Source organism: Bacteroides sp. OF03-11BH (assembly GCF_003604005.1).
Taxonomy (GTDB): domain Bacteria; phylum Bacteroidota; class Bacteroidia; order Bacteroidales; family Bacteroidaceae; genus Bacteroides; species Bacteroides ovatus.
In genome coordinates this window covers 117,473-139,851 of the sequence record NZ_QTMW01000013.1, presented here as the reverse complement: position 1 = coordinate 139,851, position 22,379 = coordinate 117,473, and the positions used below count along the sequence as shown (strand labels likewise).

17 protein-coding genes are annotated in these 22,379 nt (G+C 47.8%); 9 read left to right on the top strand and 8 right to left on the bottom strand.

Annotated elements, in window-relative coordinates:
* Nucleotides 1-53 precede the first annotated feature (53 nt).
* Genes DXA54_RS12320 through DXA54_RS12310 form a run of 3 tightly spaced genes read right to left on the bottom strand, consistent with a single transcriptional unit; the run spans nt 54 to nt 5,708 of the window.
* Nucleotides 54-965, bottom strand: a complete 912-nt coding sequence (locus tag DXA54_RS12320) for a putative zinc-binding metallopeptidase (RefSeq protein ID WP_004326042.1) — start codon at nt 963-965, stop codon at nt 54-56.
* A 20-nt stretch (nt 966-985) separates the two neighbouring features.
* Nucleotides 986-2,539, bottom strand: coding sequence for a RagB/SusD family nutrient uptake outer membrane protein (locus DXA54_RS12315; protein ID WP_120079586.1), 1,554 nt, complete (start codon nt 2,537-2,539; stop codon nt 986-988).
* Between the two features lie 40 nt (nt 2,540-2,579).
* The gene (locus tag DXA54_RS12310; RefSeq protein ID WP_120079584.1) at nt 2,580-5,708 is read right to left on the bottom strand and encodes a SusC/RagA family TonB-linked outer membrane protein; all 3,129 of its coding nucleotides are present in this window, start codon (nt 5,706-5,708) and stop codon (nt 2,580-2,582) included.
* Nucleotides 5,709-6,279: 571 nt separating this feature from the next.
* On the opposite strand from DXA54_RS12310, the gene DXA54_RS12300 reads away from it, so the two are divergent.
* Nucleotides 6,280-6,504, top strand: a complete 225-nt coding sequence (locus DXA54_RS12300) for a carboxypeptidase-like regulatory domain-containing protein (protein ID WP_004310107.1) — start codon at nt 6,280-6,282, stop codon at nt 6,502-6,504.
* Between the two features lie 18 nt (nt 6,505-6,522).
* Here DXA54_RS12300 and DXA54_RS12295 read toward each other — a convergent pair whose 3' ends face one another.
* Entirely contained in the window at nt 6,523-6,993 is a 471-nt protein-coding gene (locus tag DXA54_RS12295) for a hypothetical protein (RefSeq protein WP_004296754.1), read from the bottom strand.
* Nucleotides 6,994-7,351: 358 nt separating this feature from the next.
* Between DXA54_RS12295 and DXA54_RS12290 the strand changes: the two genes are divergently transcribed.
* From DXA54_RS12290 to DXA54_RS12265, 6 genes are all read left to right on the top strand, one after another.
* Nucleotides 7,352-7,714, top strand: a complete 363-nt coding sequence (locus DXA54_RS12290; protein ID WP_004296751.1) for an SH3 beta-barrel fold-containing protein — start codon at nt 7,352-7,354, stop codon at nt 7,712-7,714.
* Between the two features lie 2 nt (nt 7,715-7,716).
* Entirely contained in the window at nt 7,717-7,947 is a 231-nt protein-coding gene (locus DXA54_RS12285; protein ID WP_004296750.1) for a hypothetical protein, read from the top strand.
* A 93-nt stretch (nt 7,948-8,040) separates the two neighbouring features.
* A complete protein-coding gene (locus DXA54_RS12280; protein WP_004296749.1) occupies nt 8,041-8,802 on the top strand; it encodes an HNH endonuclease in 762 nt (253 codons plus the stop codon).
* On the top strand, nt 8,799-9,242 hold the full coding sequence (locus DXA54_RS12275; protein WP_004296748.1) for an N-acetylmuramoyl-L-alanine amidase: 444 nt from the start codon (nt 8,799-8,801) through the stop codon (nt 9,240-9,242). Before DXA54_RS12280 ends, DXA54_RS12275 begins: the two co-directional genes overlap by 4 nt.
* Nucleotides 9,243-9,275: 33 nt before the next feature.
* Complete coding sequence (locus DXA54_RS12270; RefSeq protein WP_120079582.1) at nt 9,276-10,280, top strand: DUF4373 domain-containing protein; 1,005 nt, start codon at nt 9,276-9,278, stop codon at nt 10,278-10,280.
* A 109-nt stretch (nt 10,281-10,389) separates the two neighbouring features.
* Nucleotides 10,390-11,313 (top strand): Rpn family recombination-promoting nuclease/putative transposase, encoded by a 924-nt coding sequence (locus tag DXA54_RS12265; RefSeq protein ID WP_083793666.1) that lies wholly within the window; start codon nt 10,390-10,392, stop codon nt 11,311-11,313.
* A gap of 103 nt (nt 11,314-11,416) precedes the next feature.
* Here DXA54_RS12265 and DXA54_RS12260 read toward each other — a convergent pair whose 3' ends face one another.
* Genes DXA54_RS12260 through DXA54_RS12245 form a run of 4 tightly spaced genes read right to left on the bottom strand, consistent with a single transcriptional unit; the run spans nt 11,417 to nt 17,861 of the window.
* Nucleotides 11,417-12,025: a TetR/AcrR family transcriptional regulator gene (locus DXA54_RS12260; RefSeq protein WP_120079580.1), complete on the bottom strand. Its 609-nt coding sequence runs from the start codon at nt 12,023-12,025 to the stop codon at nt 11,417-11,419.
* Nucleotides 12,026-12,035: 10 nt separating this feature from the next.
* Nucleotides 12,036-13,400: a TolC family protein gene (locus tag DXA54_RS12255; RefSeq protein WP_004296742.1), complete on the bottom strand. Its 1,365-nt coding sequence runs from the start codon at nt 13,398-13,400 to the stop codon at nt 12,036-12,038.
* Between the two features lie 42 nt (nt 13,401-13,442).
* Complete coding sequence (locus tag DXA54_RS12250; protein ID WP_004296741.1) at nt 13,443-16,640, bottom strand: efflux RND transporter permease subunit; 3,198 nt, start codon at nt 16,638-16,640, stop codon at nt 13,443-13,445.
* An 18-nt stretch (nt 16,641-16,658) separates the two neighbouring features.
* Nucleotides 16,659-17,861 (bottom strand): efflux RND transporter periplasmic adaptor subunit, encoded by a 1,203-nt coding sequence (locus DXA54_RS12245; RefSeq protein WP_004296740.1) that lies wholly within the window; start codon nt 17,859-17,861, stop codon nt 16,659-16,661.
* 158 nt (nt 17,862-18,019) lie between these two features.
* On the opposite strand from DXA54_RS12245, the gene DXA54_RS12240 reads away from it, so the two are divergent.
* Together DXA54_RS12240 and DXA54_RS12235 are read left to right on the top strand one after the other, a co-directional pair.
* Entirely contained in the window at nt 18,020-18,868 is an 849-nt protein-coding gene (locus tag DXA54_RS12240) for a helix-turn-helix domain-containing protein (RefSeq protein WP_004296739.1), read from the top strand.
* A gap of 247 nt (nt 18,869-19,115) precedes the next feature.
* Nucleotides 19,116-22,373 carry a SusC/RagA family TonB-linked outer membrane protein gene (locus DXA54_RS12235; protein ID WP_004321754.1) on the top strand — a complete coding sequence of 1,086 codons (3,258 nt, stop codon included), beginning with the start codon at nt 19,116-19,118 and terminating at the stop codon, nt 22,371-22,373.
* The last annotated feature ends 6 nt before the right edge of the window (nt 22,374-22,379 follow it).

The window sequence follows — 22,379 nt, the reverse complement described above, 5'->3', positions numbered from 1 at the left end:
GTAATTAAATAATCATCCAATCGTCAATCAAAAAAACAAGAGGTGACCGGCACTTATTGAATAGTGCTCAAGTCAATTTCGGTAATCTCCTGCTGGCGGCGCAGCACGATTTTACGAAGTTCGTTGAGGTCGATCCCCCATGTGTCGCGCATATAGTTATAGACAATCGTGAATTTCTTGTTGATGATGGCAGCGCCCGATTCTCCGGCTGCCGTCATCATATTGTCCCAGTAGGCCTGCGTATGCGTGACGTACATGGCTATATTTTCCACAAAATCCTCGTTGGACTGGCTCATGGCATAAGCCGTCACGAAACCGTCGGACCAGGCCACATCGTCCGTGCGGGGCATGGCACCTTGGGCGGTCATGTAGTAATACCAGTCGGCTCCCACGTATTTTCCCTCCGAGATGCGGTTGAAAGAAGGGTCGAAATTCCGTTTCTGATGCAGGATATGGGCAAACTCATGATGCATCGTTTCAAAATAATACTCGTTGAGCTTTTCGATATTGATCTTCTTTATGTTGAGGTCGTTCACGTTGTAGAGGGTGATTTTCTTCCCGCCTTCTGCCGTGCCGAGCACCATGTTACCGCTACTTTCGTAGGCGGGCGATCCGATGAGGTGGAATGTCTTGGGTACGTAGACACGGAGAAAATCCATTCCTGCCAGTTCGACGTAAGCGTCCATCCAGACGTGTTTGATGATTTTCGACAGTGCCACCGCTTTGTCATAGTCGGCGGGCACGAGGTTGTATTTATGATCGCTCTCGATATCCTTCATGCGGTACATGAAGTCGATGTTATAAGGATAGGTGTAGTTGTCGAGCAGCCAGTAGTCGAAAGCATTTCTCTCCAGCGGTTCGGTAGAGAAGATGCTGTTCGCAGTGTCTATCTCGTCGTTATTGTTGCAAGCCCCCAGGCAGACTGTGGTGAGAGCAAGCAAAGAGTAAATGATCTGTTTCTTCATAATTTTCACTTTTTTCTCTGTTAGTTTCTTCTCGGGTTAGGTTGCATTCCCGCCACGATCACGTTTCGCGGAATCTGGATGGCACGGCGCAGGTCGTTCGGCGGCATTTCGTCGGTGACACGTTGAGTAGCCATGTTACGACGGTAAATCATAATACCGTACCGTTTGATATCGGGCCAGCGCATCCCCTCGTGCAGGGTAGTGACACAGCGTATGTGCAGAATACAGTGAAGAATATTTTCCTGCATCCCTTCCTCGATAGTGAAATCGGGAGCTAGCTGTTTCTTGGGCGTCTGTTGCGTGAAAGGCGTGTAGAAATTCATTTTATCATAATACGCATTGATCTGGTCGGGTGTCAGGGCCGATTTGTTGCGGGTGTAGGCACGTTGCCAGCTCGTGATGTCGGCAGCCGACTGGGGGTACATTTTCTTCAACGCGTATGCTTCGGCACGGCAAAGCAGGGTTTCGTCCGTTGAGAACAATACCGGCATATAATAAAGGTAGCCGCCATCATAAAGTCCGCTCTTGCGCAGGATGCTGGCTACAAATCCGGTGGTAGAGAAAGGTTTCAGATACAAATAATCCGAGCTGCCCCACAGTCCTGCAGAAAGACAGGTTTCGCTGGTGGCGAGCGTTTGGTTGTGGAAGTAACGCGGGCCTACCAGGTAGTCGCTTCCGAGTGCGCCCCAGTTGGAGACGGTGCTGCTTATCAGCAGGTTGGCCTCATTGGAAGAAGCAATATACGCATCTGCCTGCACATTTCCGTTCACGGAAAGATTGCTCAATGCTTCCCAGTCGCGGAGCAGGTCGTCGGGGTTGCTGCCCAACACACGGGTGGCAAAGTCAATCACCCGGTCGCAGTTGGAGAAATCGGGTTTCATATAATAAAGGTAGAAACGGGCGGCAAAGGCATAGGCGGCCTTGCGGGTGAAATGGTATTTGGGGACGGAATATCCGTCGTCCGAAATCAGTTCCACTCCCTCCAGGAGGTCACGCTCCACTTTCCGGTACACTTCTTCCAGCGTGCCGCGCTCGTAACGGGGAGACACGGTGGTTTCCACGTCTTCCATATAGGGGATTCCCAACGATTCGGAGGCATGAGTGTCATAAGCATTGCAGAAGATAGTTGCCAGCATGAAGTGGCAGTAGGCACGGCACACCAGTGCTTCGCCGCGCTGCGGGTTGAGCGATGCCGGATTCCCTTTCTCCTCTATCGCCTTGAGTGCCATGTTGGCGGCTGAAATTGCACCGTAATAACCTCCCCAAAGGGAATTGGGTGTGTCCTGATATTCCTCTTTGGTATCTTCCCAGTTGTAACATTCCTTTTCGGAAAGCTGGTAGTAACCGTAGGTGGGGCCGCTATCATCGGAGTTGTCGCTGTAGAGTTCGAACAGTTCGTTGGGCGATACGTCGGGATAGGCCGATACAAGCAGTTTGGCTATTTTCTGGTCGGTGTTCAGTTCCGTGCGGTTGTCCGGTGTTTTGTCCAGAAAATCATTGCAGGAAACGGTAGTCAGACCGGAAGCTGCGGTGAGCAGCAGCACAGGGAGTATATGGTTTATTTTCGTCTTCATCTATCGTATATTTTTTCGGGTTCTCTATTGGGGGTTACAATCACAGTCCCAGACGCAGGGTGAGGGTAAACTGACGCGGAACGGGGGATGCTACCCCTCCGGTGTTCACAAATTCGGGGTCCTGCCCGTTCAACTTCTTGTCGGCGTAGATCAGGAAGAGGTTGGTAGCCTGCAACTTGAGCGACAGGTTGGATATTTTGGCAGGAGCGATCCAGCTTCTCGGGAACTCATACATCAGTGATATTTCTTTCATGCGGATAAAATCGCCTTTGGCGATGCGCTCCGTAGAATAGTTGTAGGCGTTGTAGGCAAGATAAAGCGATGTATTCGTCCTATATTGCGGGTCGCTAAGTATCACCGGGATATTCGTTCTCGCTTCGTCGCCGGAAACAGTCCAGCGGTTTTTGAATTCACGCGGCATGGCGGTAAGGTCGGAATATTTGTAGTTGAACACCGGGTTGAGGCGGACTACGTTGCCAAAAGAGTAAGTCATAAAGACATTTAGTTTGAAGCCTTTATAGGTGAATACATTACCGAAACTTCCCGTGACGGTGGGATCGGTAGGTCCTTCGTATTTCAGGTAATCCAGTTTTTCGCGTTCCTGGAAGTTGATGCTGGTGCTAGTCACTTTTCCGTCGATGAGGTATTGCGGAATACCGTCTTCATCAAGTCCCGCAAAAGGGATGGAGAAGAGTCCGCGCACGGGGTATCCTTCGCGGGCAAAGCCGTTGCCGGAAACGAGTTCCATCATACTTGTGAGTCCTTTCAGTCGGGTGACTTCGTTCTTGGCATAGGAGAAGATAAAGTCTGTGTTCCATGAAAAATCCTTCGTGCGGATGTTGCGGGTGGAGAGCGTGAATTCCACACCGTGAGATTTCATGGTGGCTACGTTGGCATATTTGTTGATGACGCCGCCTACTCCCTGTGTGGGGACTACACCGATCAGGTCGTAGTTGTTACGCTGGTACCAGTCGGCGGAGAAGTTGATGCGATTTTCGAGCAGGCCGAGGTCAATGCCGATGTTCAGCTCATGCTTTTTCTCGTAGGTGAGTTCGCTGTTCTCGATGTCATCGATATAAAGTCCCGTTTCCTGAATGTCGGTAAAGGGGCGGTAGGGCGAGAAGCTGCGGATGATGGCTTGCGAGTTGGTCACTTCCGCCGGGCCGCGGTCGGCGGTGAGGGAGTATGAGGCTTTCAGTGTCAGGTTGGAAAGGGTGGGTTGCAGCGCTTTGAAGAAAGATTCTTCATGCACGTTCCAGGCACCGGACAGGTTCCATGTGGGTAGCCAGCGGGATGAACGGCTGCGTCCCATGCGGTTGGTTCCTTCATAGCGGAAAGTGCCGTTGAGGGTGTAGCGTCCGTCGTAAGAATACGTGGCGTTGAAGAAGCTGGCTATACTCCGGGTTTCGGAGTGTCCCAGGCTGTAATAGCGCGAACCGGATTCGATACCGTTCTTGAAGAACTGGTAGATGTAGGACGGAATTTCCCCCATCGAATATTGCATTCCCCAGCCTTGGAAAGAGGAATATGTTTTTTGAAGGCTGTTCACTTCCATTCCGGCAAAGAAGTTGGTGATGTGCTTTTCGGCGAAAAGATGATTCCATGAGAGTGTTCCACGGAAATCGAGTCCCAGCATACGGCGGTCCTGACGCTGGTAGATACCGCCTTCAGGCAGCAGGGTGATAGGCAGGGCGTATGGGTTGTCGGGGTCGGTATAGAGCAATTTGTTTTGCTCGCGGATGGTGGCGTCGTCCATACCGGTGCGGTAGGCGATTGCCTGATTGGCGTCGTCGAGCACGTTGTGTTCCTGCGATGAAGTCTGGTATCTAACGGCTCCGAGGGCACTCAATTCGAGTCCCTGAACCACTTTCCACTTCATCTCGCCTTGAAATTTCACATCGACCATATTGATTTCGATGTAGTTATTGTCGAGTTCGTGGAGAATATTGAATGGGGCGTAGTTGCTGATATAGTCCACAGAGGGGTCGAGTGTGCGGCTTGTGTTGAGCGCGTATGAATAAGGGTTGATGTCGAATCCGCGGGACATCTTTCCTGATGCGATGTCGAGGGTGGAGTTCATCGTTCCCGGCGCGTTCTGCTGGCGGTAGGAGGCGTTGGATATGAGGTTGAGCGACAGATTTTTATATATATTATAGGTTGTGTTCACATTGGCCGTATAGCGTTTCACCTTGCTCTGCTTGTACCAACCAGGATCGAGCATGGCACTCAAGGAGGCGTAGAAAGAGGATTTTTCCGTTCCGGCGGTGATGCTGACGGAATGGTTCTGCGAAACGGCATTGGTGAAAAGCACGTCGAACCAGTCAGTGTTGCGCATTTCCGCTTCGCGGAGGTAAGCGTTACGGGCTTCGGTGGTGTTGAGCAGTCCGCGTTGGCCGTTACTGTTGTTGTATTCGTCGATGAGGCGGTACATACGACCGTACACTCCGGTGTCTCTGGTGCGGAAAAGGTCGGCACTGTTCAACCAGCCTTTCTGTTCCATTTCTTTGTAGATTCCCATCTGTTCCTGCGAATTCATGATATTGAATTCTTTGTAGCTGGGGATAGCACGGGTGGTGAACTCGCCCGTATAACTGATCTTGCTGACTCCGGCACGTCCTTTCTTAGTGGTGACTACGATAACGCCTGCCATCGCACGTGCACCGTAAATGGAGGTTGCCGAACCGTCTTTCAAAATTTGGAAACTCTCGATATCGTCGGAATTCAGTCCGGCTATGGCGGAACTAATCAGTGTCTCGGCATCACCGGAGGAAAGGTCATCGGGACCTACGTCGATGGCGTCTTCCAGAATCACGCCGTCAACAACCCACAACGGTTTGGAACTTCCGTAAATGGAAGTAGCTCCACGCACACGAATCTTGGGGGCAGTTCCAAAAGTGCCCGAAACATTCTGAACGGAAACTCCTGCCGCACGACCTTCCAGTCCGCGACTAATGTCGGGCAAACCGTCCAGCTTCACATTATCGGCATTTAATTGTTTGGTGGCTCCGGTAAAAAGACGTTTATCCATTTTCTGCATACCGGTCACTACCACTTCCTGTAATACTTCGGAATCGGATTTCATCATTACCTTGATGGTCCCGGACTTGATGGGAACATCCTGCGACTTCATGCCGACATAGGTGATTTGCAAAGTTCTTGATGAACTCATGCATTTTCTGCCCCTCCTTCCATAAGTGCTTGAGCACAAAATATTTAATAAATATAAAAAAGAAAACACCGAAAGGGGAATAAGAAAAGCAAAAAAGGAAGTGAAACCAAAATAAATCGTCCTTTTTTGCTTTTTATCTACTTACTGAAAAGGTAGAAAATATCTTTCATGTAGCAAACTTCAAGTCCGGCAGCAACTCTCGTCTCCCCAATTAGGGTATTAATATAAGAGACTACGGATAGAATTTCTTTCTTTGTCCAATAAACTATCTTTTTTCTACCTGCAATTATTTATTTGCAGATTATTATGTGTTATTAAACATCTTATCTACGAATTTATCCACATTTATTTATCAAAAAGATACTTATTTTCGTTTATTAATCACCAAAAAGAAATAAGAAACCGCCTTTCATGTACTTATCTTGTATTTAAGTCCTTTTGCTACAAGTATTTTGTATCGACAGCACAAATTCATATTTTTTTTCATATTTTTCTTTGTTTTTCTAAAAAAGTGGTTACTTTTGCGAATCGTAAGATAGCAAAACAGACTATTCTACTATATAAAAACTATATGAAAAGAAAACTAACGCTGTTATTAACCTGCCTGCTAGCAGGCATTAGCCTGGCAATCGCTCAAACCTCCAGAAAGGTAATGGGCGTTGTCTTCTCCGAGGAAGACAACCAGCCCGTCATAGGAGCATCCGTTTTAGTTAAAGGTACATCTATAGGAACCACCACCGACCTCGATGGAAAGTTCGTTATCAATAATGTACCAAGTTCATCAAGAACTTGGTAACTCCCCTCCCGCTTTCTTCTATTTTCCATCTTTTTTCTTCACCTTTCCTTCCTTTTCACCAGTCTCCAGGAACAGTGTTTTATCGTCATGAAACTGAATATCTATACGAATATGATGACTATCATCAACTGTATAGCCTACATCCGCAGAATCTCCTAGAAAAAGCTTCAGAATCCAGCACAACACCTCCGGAATATTGACAATAATCGTTGCCTTTCCAATCACACAAGAGAAAAAATTAAAGATAGTTGTCCAATTTGGTATAGGACTCCGACCGTCGAAATTACACCTGTACACACGCCCCACGGACGAACGCGAACAATCCGAATTCTTTTCAACATATTTTTCTGGAATATTATTCAGTTGCCCCAACTTAAAAACACAATCAATTACTTTCTTCTTAACATCATCGTCGCTGTGACGTACACCGGTCATTTCTTTCTGACCATTTTCACTATTAAAAACCACTTCTCTTTCTACCTTAGTCATTTTTTTTACATTTTATTTAATATTTACATATAAAATTCACGACAAAAGTACAATGCTTATTTTAACATATATGTTCAAGCATGACACATTCTATATTTTTCATCCATATTTTCACAAAGAAAGAGGGTTTGGGGTACCCATTTTCTACCTTACCGGTATTATCAAGAAAATAGATGAAATAAAATCTGCCAAAGAGGAAAGAAATCACTCGTTCCAAAAGCTGTGATTTGCGCTAAAAAAGAGAAAGCATTCCTGCACTAAAAGTTTCAACGTTTCATTATGGTTCAAGCTTGGACAGCCTTTGCATTACCTGCTCTCTACCTTTGTCCCCATAATCAAATCATTAAAACGAATCAAAATGACTGAAACTGAAAAAAATCATTCCTTCCAACGGGTACAGCTAATGAAGCAAGCTGCCGTCATCCGGCAAAACAACGGTATGAACCGGCACGATGCACTCGTCACGGCTCACCGGATAGGGGCTCTCATCCGGCAGATGCATCACGGAAATGTCTGTTTCCGCTACACCAAACAGGATGGAACCATCCGACATGCCACCGGCACCCTCACCGGATATGAACATAGTTTCCACCGTCCGTATCTACCCAAACCGGAAAATACGTTCGTTGTCTACTATGATATCGAAGCCAAAGGCTGGCGCACCTTTCACGCTGAAAATTTTCTGGATATCGAAACGGACGGGCAAGACAGCAACAAGTAAAAATGAATCTGCAAAAGAACGGAATGAACGGGCAGGAACGAAAAGAATGGGAGGCGCTTTGCAGACAGTATAACGTAGATTCGCTATACGAGGCCATTCAAGGCTGCCGGGAAGAACTGGAGTTTCTGATTCATTGTGCCGAACGGCTCGAACCTCATACGGAGGAGGAGGAAGAAACGCCGTTCAACACATACAGACCACAGCGTTTCTCCGCACCAGAAAGCGCCGTTTAACAGATGGAGGAAACGCCGTTTCTCCCCGCATGATTCAGAAAAACGATTATTTTTTAACAGAGTATAATTTTATTAACATTATCAATATCAAGTATGGAAAATTGGAGATTTATTGAAGAAAACCCCGACTATATGATTTCAGATCACGGACGGGTATTGAGTTTCAAGGGCAGATCAAAGTTGATCCTTTGTGCCAAAATCATGGGGACCGGTTACGAAACTGTCATACTGCCGAATAAAGGTGTTTGTATCGAATACAAAATTCATCGTTTGGTTGCCAAAGCATTCATCCCCAACCCGGAGCAGCTGCCACAGATTAACCACCTCGATGGCAATACGATGAACAACCACGTGTCAAACCTCGAATGGTGCGATGCATACACCAATATGATGCACGCCATCCGGACGGGATTACGACGTACGGGAGTGGGATCTCATCAAACACCTTTCGCCGTTACGGATGCAACGGGGAAAGTATTGCGTGCCTACCCGTCTATGAAAGAAATGGTCAGAGAGGAACGTCTGAAGCCTGCGCACCGAAACTGGCTTATCCTCCAACTAAAGCATCCAGACCGCGTGAAACAACACGCCTTGCGTGTGCAACATCATCGGGGAGATGCTTTTATTATGGTTCAGACAAGGCCTAACCAGACCACAGTGCTTAATCGGACGACAATACCTAATCGGCCCACCATGCCTAATCAAACGACAACGCCGCCGATGGATGCTCCCTTCTCTCCGGTGCTCCATTCAGTAACAAAGCAATATTACCGCCAACTGTCCAAAGAGGAGGCTATTGCGTTCGGGGTTATCTCACGTGCCGTCTGCAAACAGGAAAGGAGGATTCTTCCATGAAAGACACGATCATCATCCACTGTTCCGCCACTCGTGCGGGACAGGATTTTACCGCTACCGACATCGACCGCTGGCATCGTCAACGTGGTTTTCGTTCTATCGGTTATCATTTCGTCATCCGTCTCGACGGTACGATAGAACCGGGAAGAGATGTTGCTCTCGACGGAGCGCATTGTACAGGTTGGAACCATCGGTCTATCGGCATCTGCTACATTGGCGGATTGGACAGGAACGGCCGGCCTGCCGACACACGGACGGAAGCGCAACGTGAAGCACTCGTCCGGCTGGTAGAAGATTTGCGCCTTGTCTTCCCTTCTCTGAAGCAGGTGATAGGGCATCGGGACACCAGTCCTGACCTCAATGGAGACGGCATTATCTCACCTGACGAGTATATAAAATCCTGCCCCTGCTTCGATGTAAAAGCAGAATTTATTCAGTAATAATCAACCATTTACAACCAGCATTTTATCATCATGGCCCGCATTTCCAAACCCGGATTAGATTATTTCCCCCTCGATGTCAATTTTCTGCAGGACAGAAAAGTACGCCGCATCTCCTGTCGCCACCACGCGGCAGGGATTGCCGCACTCACTTCGCTGCTCTGCCTCATCTATAAAGAAAAAGGTTATTATATTTTGTGGAACAAAGACACTCTTTTCGACATCGCCCAGGAAGCGTGTTGCGGGGAGGAGGAAATGCAGGCCATCATTGATGATTGCCTGGCAGTGGGGCTGTTCGATGATCTTATATATAAGGAGTATGGCGTACTGACTTCACAGGCGATTCAGGAACAATATCATAAAATCATCACCGACAGCCGGAGAAAATATAAATTACCCCTGGAACATTTCTGGATTATCAAGGAGGAGAGTAGTGAAATAGAACCGGAAAATACGGATGACTCCAGTGCCAACTCCGGCAAAGATGTTACAAAACCCCATGAATTTGCTACAACAATGCCACAAACAAAAGAAGAAACGGATACAGATATCAAAGGTAAACAGGAAAGGAATATGGAAAATGAAATCAAACCTGAAATAAAAAAAGACATAGAGACAGAGAGGGAAGGAAAAGACGGAAAGGAGAATGAGAGGAGCATGCCGCCCGTTCCGTCAAACAGCGTTTTTCAGGCTTCGCCTGTCGTTGTAGAGGGTTTGTCTTTGGATAAATCGATTGGAAAAGAAACGGTTTCGGAAGGGATGCAAACGGGAGGAGGCTCGGAAGCTATACTTCTACTTAATATGCAAACTATCGGCATCCGGAACGAGCAGACCGTAAAAGCGATTGTCGCCCTTGCCCGACGTAAAGAATTGGGAGGCCCCGGCGGTATTTTATGGAAAATTCTTAGTTCCCAATACCGCCCTACCCTACTCAAAAAGAATGAACCGGGTGATTACATTCTTTGGGCACTCAATCATCCGACGGAATTTGAAAACACCTACAACGGGACACTGAAAAAGCTAATCAGGGGAAGATAAAGCGGAAAAGTCTGCCTATAAACAAGGAACCTTTTTATTTTTACTGCAAAAGGGATGGAAAACCAAGAATTATCGTACCTTTGTAGTACGAAGAAAAAGCCTCTTTTTTATGTATAAAGAGAAACGTCTCTTTGCAAAACATAAAAAGAAGCGACCCAAAACAATGAGTAAATTTATCAATCCGTTCACCGACTACGGATTCAAACTAATATTCGGCAGAGAAGTGTCTAAGGATTTACTAATCGAATTTCTGAACGACCTGCTCGAAGGTGAACGAGTGATAACGGACTTACAGTTTTTGAATAATGAGCAATTGCCGCTCTATCCGGAAGGACGAGGTATTATCTATGATGTATATTGCACCACGGACACAGGCGAAAAAATCATCGTTGAAATGCAGAACCGTATGCAAAGCAACTTCAAAGAACGCTCGATTTATTATTTATCGCGTGCCATCATCAATCAAGGAAGGGTAGGCAATGAATGGAAGTTTGAAATAAAAGCCGTATACGGAGTTTTCTTGATGAATTTCATTATCGACAAGAACATAAAACTCCGCACGGATGTTATTCTAAGTGACAGGGAAACAGGAGAACTCTTCTCGGATAAGTTCCGGGAAATCTTTATCGCTCTCCCTCTCTTCAACAAAAACGAAGAGGAATGCGAAACGAATTTTGAACGTTGGATTTATATATTAAATAATATGGAAACTTTAAAACGCATGCCGTTCAAGGCACGAAAAGCTGTCTTCGAGAAATTGGAAGATATCGCTGATGTGGCTTCTATGTCTCCGGAAGACAGGGAGCGATACGACAATAGCGTCAAAGTGTACCGAGATTATTTGGTGACAATGGATGCAGCTGAACAAAAAGGAATAAAAGAAGGGTTGGAGAAAGGTATAGAGAAAGGAATGAAAGAAGGTACACAAAGAGCCCAGCTGAAAATAGCCCGGAACATGAAAGCCAAAGGGATAGACAATGAGTCTATCGCCGAATGTACCGATTTACCTTTAAGCATAATCGAAGGGTTATAAAGTAATCGGATTCATAAAGGCACTATCTTGTAACCAACCGTTTACGAACGAAGAAAATAAAAAGAGGTGAGCTCCCTTTGCAGGGTAGTCCACCTCTTTCTCTTCATACACAAACATTCAAATTATCAGGTTTCAGGTGTTCGTCAATATAACGGATACCGTCCATCTTAAAAAGCCCCCGCAGAAGCGTATAGTTCAACATACGCTGCACCAGGTACGGGGTGCCTTGCAAGCTGCTCTGGTAGATGACCTCCTGCAAATCCGGTGCAAAACGGTCGGGATCGACTCCGGGAAGTAAATAACCGCAAATCTTACAATGCGTCAAGACATCAATCAACTGCTGCAACCAGAAAGCTTCCTCCCGCTCGAAAGCAGCACGGTATTCCCTGTCGGCAGCAATATCCATCAGCAACTTCTTCCCCAGCAAATGAAGCAGGGTGAGATAGCCATCCACTGTGATAAAAAGTGCCTCCATGCACGAGCTGTCCATCCGTATCTGTTTTTGCTGGATCCGGCTTCTGATTCCGTTGGCAAAATCAGAAAGACAGACACGGAACAGACTCGTTTTGCTGGGAAAGAGCTTGTAGAGTGTCCGCTTCGACATCTTCATTCCCCTGGCTATATCATCCATCGTCAACCCGTCGGCACCATGCTGGTACATTTCCCGCTTGGTGTAGTCGAGTATCCGGCAACGCAGTGTTTCTGGATTCATACATACCTCCCTACATACGGCCGCCACCCAATGCCTGATACAAAGTGATTACGCCCTGGATTTCGGTAAAGCGGTTCGCTACTTGTGACAGTTGCGCGTTGAGCAACGTCTGTTGGGCGGTCAATACTTCCAGATAAGTGGTGTTGCCATGTTTCATCAACAGGCTTGTGCTCTTGGCTGCTGTTTGCAGGGAAGCCACCTGCTTGTTGTAGTAGTCGGCTTTCTCGCGGGCAGTCTGGTACTGCACCAGTGCCTCGTTCACTTCCACGCCTGCGTTCAGCAAGGTCTGTTCGAAACTAAGGCGGGCTTCCTCCTGTTGGGCTTTCGCTATTTTCAGTTGGGCGATGTTCGCTCCTTTATTAAACAAAGGCTGCGTCAGGGAAGCCACGGCGGAGGCCAGGAACTTACCCGGGTTGACAATCATGCTCCCTGCACTGTTGGTCCACCCTGCGCTGCCGCTCAACGTGATGGAAGGATAGAAAGCGGCACGTGCGGCATTCGTTGTATAGAAAGCCTGTGCCAACGAAAATTCTGCGCTACGCACGTCAGGACGGTTGGCAAGCATCTGTAAGGGAACACCCACGGAGAAGTTTTCCGGCAACTGTTGATTTCCCAATTTGCCACGCTGTATTTTGTGAGGAGTTTCTGCCAGTAAAAGTGCCAGTGAATTTTCCGCCTGATTGATTTGCTCTTTCAGGTCGAGTACGGTGGTACATATATTGAAGTAGGTAGCCTCCGTCTGCGCCAGTCCGGCCTCATTCACCATCCCGGCCTTTTTCATGGCACGGGTGGCATTCACACTTTCTTTCCAGGCAGCTTCGGTAGCCACAGCTATCTCATACTGCGAATCGAGCATCAGCAAGGTGTAATACGTATTGGCAACGGATGCTACCAACTGCGTCTTGACAGCCTGTTCATATTCCTTGCTCTGTTCGTAGGCAGCTTTCGCACGACGCTTTGCTGTTGTCACCTTTCCAAAAATATCCAGTTCCCACGAAGCAGTCACGGGCAGCGAATAAGTTTGTGTAGCCTTTCCACGGTCGAAGCTGCTGGCAGCTCCTTCCGGTGCCAGAAACAAAGAAGGCAGATAAGACAGTTTGGACGTCAACAGCGTGGCTTCCGCTTCTTTCACACGCAAATGGGCAGTCTGCATATCGGTGTTGCGCAAGAGTGCCGAATCCACCAAATTCTGCAGATAAGGGTCGGTAAAGACCTCCCGCCACGAGAGGTTACCGAAGTTTGCCGTATCGGTGGCAGCAACAGACTCGCTGCCGTAAAGTCCTTCGGGAACTTCCGATACCGGTTTGTATTTATTGTAGATACCGCAACTACTCAATATAAGCGTTGCTGCGGACAGAATGATTATTTTTCTCATTAGTTCTTATTTTAATTCAGGTCTAAAACCTTTAATCATCAATTATTCTTTTCCAGCTTTAGATTTTTCTTCCTCGCTCACTTTGATTTCTTCTTCAATCTGCCAGTCATGCGTCGGGACGCTCTGCACGGGACGCAAACGTTCCTGCAACCACTGGAAAGCAATAAACAAAGTAGGCACGATGAAGAGCAACGCCAACGTACCGATGGTCATACCACCTACTACACCCGTACCCAATGAACGGTTACCGTTGGCTCCCACTCCACTTGACATCATCAACGGGAACAGACCGAAAATCATCGTCAATGCCGTCATCAGAATCGGACGCAGACGGGCTTTAGCCGCACTGACCGCAGAAGCAATCAGCCCCATACCTGCTTTACGACGTTCGGCAGCATATTCCGTCAGCAAAATAGCCGTCTTCGCCAGCAGACCGATCAACATAATCAAACCTGTTTGCAGATAAATATTATTCTCCAGTCCGAACATCCAGGCGAAAAGGAAGCTACCCATCAATCCGCAAGGCACACTCAAAAGCACAGCGAACGGAATAATGAAGCTCTCATAAAGCGCACTCAAAATAAGGTAAATCATCAGGAAGCAGATACCGAAAATAATGATCGTCGTACCGCTCTGCTGGTTTTCCTCACGGGTGATACCTCCGTAATCATAGCCATAGCCTTTCGGAAGAGACTGTTCGGCAGTTTCCTGCACAGCCTTGATGGCGTCTCCCGTACTATATCCGTCGGCCGGCATCGCATTTACCGCAATGGAGTTATACATATTGAAACGGCTCAACGATTCCGCACCGTAGCTACGGGTCAGCGTAACGAACTGGCTCAATGGCGCCATCTCTCCATTCGACATACGCACAAAAGCATTATCGAGGGAAGTTTCGTCCAAACGGAACACCGGATCGGCCTGAATCATGACACGGTACACTTTAGAGAAACGGTTGAAATTGGACACATACTGCCCACCGTAATAACCGGACAGCGTACTCAACACAGCGTCGGGCGTGATACCTGCACGCTTACATTTAGCCGCATCCACCTCTACCGTCCACTGCGGATAGCGAACGTCGAACGTCGAATAAGCCATCGATATTTCAGGCCGCTGGTTCAAAGCTCCCAAGTATTGCTGGGTGGTGGTGAAGAACTCGTTCATATCGCCGCCCATCTTATCCTGCATGTGGAGTTCGAGCGCATTACCCATACCGTAACCCGGAATCATACCCGGAGAGATGGCGAACACACTGGCATCCTTGATATCAGCCGTACGCGCATATACCTGACCGATCACCGACTGCACATTGTCCTCATCACCCGGACGTTCGTCCCACGGTTTCAGTTTGAGAATCAACATACCGAACGAACTACCCTGTCCTGCCAACAATCCGTAACCGGCCACTTTCTGCACGTGTTTCAGTTGAGGTATTTCTATCAGGCGTTTTTCGATACGTTCCATCACCTTATCCGTCGTTGTCAGCGAACTGCCTGCCGCTGTACTCACATTGACGAAAATAACACCCTGATCCTCGTCGGGTACCAGACTGGTCTTCGTGTTATTCATCAGTAACACAAGCAATACCACGGAACAAGCCAGCAACGACCATGTCAACCATCTGCGCTTGATAAAGAACAATACAATCGTCTTATATTTATCCACCATCATATCGAAAGCCGAATTGAAAGCCTTACGGAAGCGTGCCGCAAAGTTGTTCTTCTGCGTTCCGTCTTCATTAATATAAGGTTTCAGCAGCAATGCACACAAAGCCGGACTCAAAGTCAACGCGTTAATAGCGGAGATACCTACCGCAACCGCCATCGTCAAACCGAACTGGGTATAGAACGTACCGGAAGTGCCGCCCATGAAGGACACCGGAATGAACACCGCCATAAACACCAGCGAAGAGGTGATAACGGCATTACTGATACCTTTCATAGCGTCGATACTTGCCATATATGACGACCTGTAGCCCACATCGAACCGCGCCTGCACCGCCTCGACGACAATAATGGCATCATCCACCACCGTACCGATAACGAGCACTAGCGCAAACAGGGTCAGCAGGTTGATACTGAATCCGGCTATCGCCATGAAAGCAAACGTACCCACCAGGGAAACCACAATTCCGACCAGCGGAATCAATGTAGAACGGAAGTCCTGCAAGAAGACGTACACCACAAGGATAACCAGGATGATAGCCTCGATCAACGTTTTCACCACCTCATGAATGGAAGCGAACAGGAAGTCGTTGGAGCTCATCATCTGCGTCAGTTCCACGCCTTTCGGAAGGTCTTTACTTGCCTCTTCGAGGAGTTTGTCGATATTCTGGTTTACTTCGGTCGCATTGGAACCTGCCGTCTGGAACACCATACAGGATACACCCGGATGACCGTCCATACCACCGTGGTAAGCGTAGCTGTCCTGTCCCAGTTGGATATCGGCAACGTCTTTCAGTTTCAAGACTTCGCCATTGTCGGTGGAACGGATGACGATATCCCCGAATTCTTCGGGAGTAATGAGACGTCCGGTGTACTTCATCGTATACTGATAAGTCTCATCGGAATTTTCACCGAACGAACCGGTAGCCGATTCGATATTCTGCTCGGCAAGCACACCGGTGATATCGGACGGAATCAGTTTGTACTGTGCCATCACGTCCGGTTTCATCCATACACGCATACTATATTCACCGCCCATAATCATCAGGTCGCCCACACCGGAGATACGAAGAATCTGCGGTTTCAGGTTGATGCTGATATAGTTGGACAGGAAGTTCTCGTCGTAACTGTCGTCCGGACTATACAATGAGAACATCTGCAGAATACTCGTCTGACGCTTGGAAGTGGTCACACCGACCTGGGTTACCTCCGCCGGAAGTTGTCCCGTAGCACGTGATACACGGTTCTGCACGTTGACAGCCGCCATATCGGGGTCTGTGCCCTGCTTAAAATAGACGGTGATGCTCACCGAACCGGAATTGGTGGCGGAGGAAGTCATGTAGGTCATGTCTTCCACTCCGTTGATCGCCTCTTCCAAAGGCGCAATAACACTCTTCTGCAATGTTTCCGCACTGGCGCCATAATAGGTGGTACTCACCATAATGGTAGGCGGAGCAATATCGGGATACTGCTCAACGGGCAAGCTGAACAGCCCGATGATACCCACTACGACAATCGTGATAGAGATGACTGCCGATAATACGGGGCGTTCTATAAAGGTTCTTAAATTCATGAATGATTCCTCCTTGGTTTAATTTTCAGTAGTAGTTGCCGGAGACTTCGTTGTTGTCTCTGTTGATGAGGATTGATTAGCATTTGTCACTCCTGCCACTGGAGTTTGAGCAGCCTTTGCCTTGACCGGAGTACCTTCACGAAGCAAACCTACTCCTTCTGCCACGATCACATCTCCCGGTGCCAATCCTTCATCTACAATAAATTCCCGACCGCCATTGACACGGGTCACTTGTACCTGGCTGGATTGAGCCTTGCCGTCCACTACCTTATAGACATATCTCTTATCTTGTATTTCGAAAGTGGCAGCCTGTGGAATGGTCAGCGCAGCTGTTTTTTGAACAGGAACAATCACATTACCCGCACCACCGCTATGCAGCAATCCTTCCTTGTTCGGGAAAACTGCACGCAGGCTGACCGTACCCGTCGAACGGTCGATCACTCCGCTGATAGATTCAATCTGTCCCCGTTCGGAGTAGGCTGACTTATCGTTCAGTTGCAGGTCGATGGCAGGCATATTTTTCAATGCTTCCTCTTTAGAACCGTATTGGCGGATCAGTCCCAGTAATTGGTTTTCCGTCATGGAGAAGTAGACGTACATATCCGAATTGTCGGAAACGGTAGTCAACGGCTGGGCAAGAGCGGAACTAACCAAAGCTCCTACACGGTAAGGCAACGTGCCTACCACTCCGTCGGCCGGACTTTTCACAACCGTATAAGAAAGATTATTGCGGGCACTCACTTCCTGCGCCTTGGCCTGTGCCAACTGTGCTTTGGCAGCCAACAGGGAGTTTTTTGCCGTACTCAAATCGAAAGAGGAAATTACGTTCTCTTTATACAGTTCCTCTTTACTGTCATACGTCAGTTGCGCTGTAGCCAGAGAGGCCTTGGCCGATTCAACGTTTGCCACTGCCGTCTGCAAAGCAGCTTCATACGGCACTTGGTCGATGATGAACAATGTCTGTCCGTTCTTTACACGCTGCCCTTCCGTTACACAGACTTTAGTCAGCGTACCACTTACCTGGGGGTAAATATCAATATCCTGACGTCCGCGGATGGTCGCCGAGTAGGCGCTTGAAATCATCCGGTCGGCCGGAGAAACGGTCATCACTTCGTATTCTGTTTCCATTTGTGCCGGAGGAGCTTGTTTACAGCCCGTAGCAGCTACCATACAGCAGAGCAACAATAGCCCTTGCTTCACTTTACATACCTTTTTACTCATTTTCTGTTACCTATTTAACTATTTTTGAACGCGGCAAAGGTAGACTGTTTTCTTCATAGGAAACTGGACTTAGTATCTTCAGTTTTGTTCATTTTAGGAACATTAAAACCGATATTTAGTGAAAAAGTCCTATTTTTGTACCCAAAATAAGAACAACAATGGAATCAAAAAACTCTAGCCTAGCCATACTTCATGAACCGTTCGTTGCCGGAATGGACGAAAACCTGTCTCCAATTATGCAACGCCTGTGGAAACTGGAAGGGGGTGCCATCTATTTTTGCAGAAGCGGATGGGCACACGTCACAATCGACCTGAAAGACTATGAAATAGTAGAAAACACTCAAATCGTGCTCTTGCCGGGAACGATTATCCGCATCAATGGCAACAGCAGCGATTTCACAGCTTCTTTCTTCGGATTTCCCAAAGAAATGTTTCGCGAAGCCTGCCTCCGTTTCGAGCCGATCTTCTTCCGGTTCATCAAAGAAAAACCGTGCTATACACTCAAGGATGAAAGCACAGGAGCAATCAACGGGTTAATGCGTGCCACAACAGCTATATACAACGATCGTGAAAACCGTTTCCGCAACCAGATCGCCAAAAATCATCTCCAGTCGTTTATGCTGGATATTTATGATAAGTGTTACCGCTACTTCGACCGACAGGAAATCGAAGGAGGAAGCCGGCAGGATGAAATCTTTAAGAATTTCATCGCACTGGTACATGAAAACTGTATCTCACAACGGGAAGTGACTTTCTACGCCAGCAAACTGTGTATCTCCACCAAATACCTGACAGGTATTTGCAAAAGCGTGACGGGCGAGGCTGCCAAAAAGATTATCGACGACTTTGCCATCCTGGAGATAAAAGTGTTGCTTCAATCCACCGGACTGACGATTCAGGAAATAGCCGACCGACTTGGTTTTCCCGATCAGTCGTATTTAGGAAGGTACTTCAAACGGCACGAGGGAATGTCGCCGAAAGAGTATCAGAGTAAGTATTCTATCTAATCAAGTAAAATAATCTTTTATTATTAGATTATTAGGCACGGATTACGCGGTTCTTTTATTAACTAAAACCGTGTAATCCGTGCCTCCATTTATTTTATTAATTTGTATTTATCGCACAACACAGATTGTTAACAGATCTGTAATACTATCTTAATCTGCCTTGCATTCCTTTGCACCGTGAAACAAAAACACGGGTGTGAATAACTTTATTTCATTTAATAAATTAAAAGAAGCAAGGTAAAAGATTATGAAAAGAAACAAATGGCTGCTTTCTCTGTCGATTGGGCTCTTGTGCTGTGGCTCTGCATACGCACAGACAACAGTGAAAGGAAAAATCACAAGTGAAGGCGGGGAACCGTTAATCGGGGCTACCGTAGCTGTGAAAAACTCGACAGACGGCACGGTGACCGACATCGACGGAAACTACTCCCTGAAGACTAAGAAAACATTGACTCAAAAGGATTTGCTTGTATTCAGTTATGTGGGATATAAAACGCTACAGAAGAACTATGCAGGCAATACGATGAACGTAAAACTGGCGGAAGAGTCGCAACAACTGAATGATGTGGTGGTGACTGCCCTGGGGATCAAACGTGAAGAAAAAGGATTGGGATATGCCACGGAAACCGTGAAAGGGGATATGATTACGAGTGCCCTGCCCACCAACTGGTCGACGGCACTGAACGGCAAGGTAGCCGGATTGAGTGTTATCTCTTCCGGTGGTCCGCTTAATTCGAGCCGTATCTCGCTGCGGGGGGACGTCTCGCTGAACCAGAACGGAAACGACGCATTGGTGGTAGTGGACGGTGTACCGATGAGTAGTCCGATGACCAATCCGGGTGTTGCCTACGGTGCAGGTTCAAACAGCGAACTTTCCGTGGACTATGGTAACGGATTCTCCGACATCAATCCGGATGATATCGAAAGCATCCAAGTATTAAAAGGGGCCAGTGCGACAGCCTTGTACGGTACGCGTGCAGCCAATGGCGTGATTATGGTGACTACCAAATCGGGAGCGGGTGCACCCAAAGGTATCGGTGTGTCTTACAGCGGTAACTTCAGTATTGACGATGTGATGAGATGGCCCGATTACCAGTATGAATTCGGACAGGGATTGCCGAGCAATATCGGTCCGGCAGGTTCTATCTACGAAGGCCAGCCCTATTACTCTTACGGGAAAGCGGAAGACGGCAGTTACGCAAGCACTAGCGGAACCAGTAGCGCCTACGGAGCACGTTTCGACGCCAACAGGTTGTTCTACCAATATGACCCCGTAACGCAGGGACGCGCTTCTGTTGCCACCCCTTGGGTAGCGTACAAAAACAACCGCAAAGATTTGTTCCAGACAGGATACACCCTGACCAACTCGGTAGCCTTGACCGGAAAATCCGACCGGGGCAGCGTACGGGCGTCCATCACCCACACTAAGAACGAATGGATTCTCCCCAATACAGGTTTCCAGCGTATCACCGCCATGGTTTCCGCCCAACAGCAGATTTCGAGGGCACTGCGCATTAATTTCAAGTCGAGTTATACGTACCGCAAGCTCAACAACACGCCTGCACTGGGATATAACAGTAACTCTATCTCCTACTTCCTTATCTTCCAGAATCCGAATGTCAACCTCGACTGGTTGCGTCCGATGTGGCGTACCGGACAGGAAAATGTGAAACAGCTCCAACCGTACAGTTCCTTTATTGGAAACCCGTATGTCATTCTATACGAATCTGAAAATCCTTCGGAGAAACACAGTAATGTATCATCCATTTCTGCCAATCTGCGCATCAACAGTAAATTCGATTTCATGATCCGGTCCGGTATCCAGTTGTCAGCCGACCAACGCGAACAGCATCGTCCTATCAGTGACGTGGTTTTCGGAAACGGGTTTTTCAAGAAACAGAATGTGTTCGATTATGAATTAAACAGCGATGCTTTATTTACTTACCATGATTCATTCGCCAACGGATTGCGTGTCAACGCTTCGGCAGGTGGAAACATGATGCAACAAAGCTACGATATGTTGGCTGCCTCGGTGGTAGGATTGATTACGCCGGGAGTATACAAACTGGCAAACGGTGTTTCCAACCCGAACGTGCAGACGGTTATCAAAAAGAAAGCGCTGAACAGTCTTTATTTCACGGCCAATTTCTCGTATAAGGATAAACTGTTTCTCGATGTCACCGGGCGCAATGACTGGTCGTCTACCCTGCCGAAAAGTAACCGTTCTTTCTTCTATCCGTCGGTCAGCGTCAGTGCAGTGATGAACGAGTGGTTCACGTTGCCGGAACAGATCAGTCTGTTGAAAGTGAGAGGTTCGCTGGCACAGGTGGGCAATGACACAGACCCTTACAAGACATCGCCCTATTATGGCACGAGCGATTTCCCCGGATCGGCCATCGTATCTTCTACGCTCTATAATCAGGATTTCAAACCGGAGATTTCGACCAATTACGAAACGGGATTCGACTTCCGTATGTTTCACAACCGCATCGGACTCGATTTCACATTCTATTATAACCGCACCAAAAACCAGATTCTGGATGCTCCGATGGACCCGACCACAGGTTACAGCAAAGCTACCATCAATTCGGGATGCGTCCGCAACCGCGGTTACGAAATCCAGTTGGACGTTACTCCGGTAGTCAGCAGGGATTTCCGATGGAATGCTACTTTCACCTGGTCTAAGAACGAGAACCGGATTCTCTCACTGGCGGAAGGGGCGGATGAGAACCAGTTAATCAGCAGTATCGGTAGTGTGTCTATCATCGGACGTGTGGGTGGAACTACGGGCGATCTCTGGGGATATAAACTGGTACGCGACCCGGAAGGAAATGTGGTCATCAACGACAACGGATTGCCCGAACGTTCGGGAGAGATCGAATACGTCGGCACGGCCTATCCGAAATGGAAAGCCGGACTGTACAATGAATTTTCTTACAAGAACTTCACGCTTAGCGTCCTGCTCGACGGACAGGTGGGAGGTAAAATGTACTCGCACTCGCACCACAAAATGACGGAACAGGGAAAACTGCAACATACCCTGAACGGACGTCTGCCGGGAACGGAATTTTATATGTCGAAAGACGACCCGCGCATCGCTGCCGCCGGACTTTCACCACAAGACGGGATGTACATGATTGCTCCGGGAACAGTGAAGAACGATGACGGAACTTACTCGCCAAACACCAAAGTGGTGACCGTGGAAAGTTATTATAAGGAATATTACCGGATGGCCAATGTGGAAACTAACACGTTCGACACTTCATTCCTCAAGTTGCGCGAAATGAGACTGGAGTACAAGTTGCCGAACAGCACACTGAAGAAAACACCGTTCAGCAAAGCATCGGTGGCACTCTACGCACGCAACCTGTTCTGTATCACTGACTATCCTCTGTTCGACCCCGAATCTGCCGCCCTCAACGGAAGTTCGATGGTGACCGGTGTGGAGACGGGCTCACTGCCTACGGCACGTACTTTCGGACTGAATATTAACGTATCTTTTTAAACACTG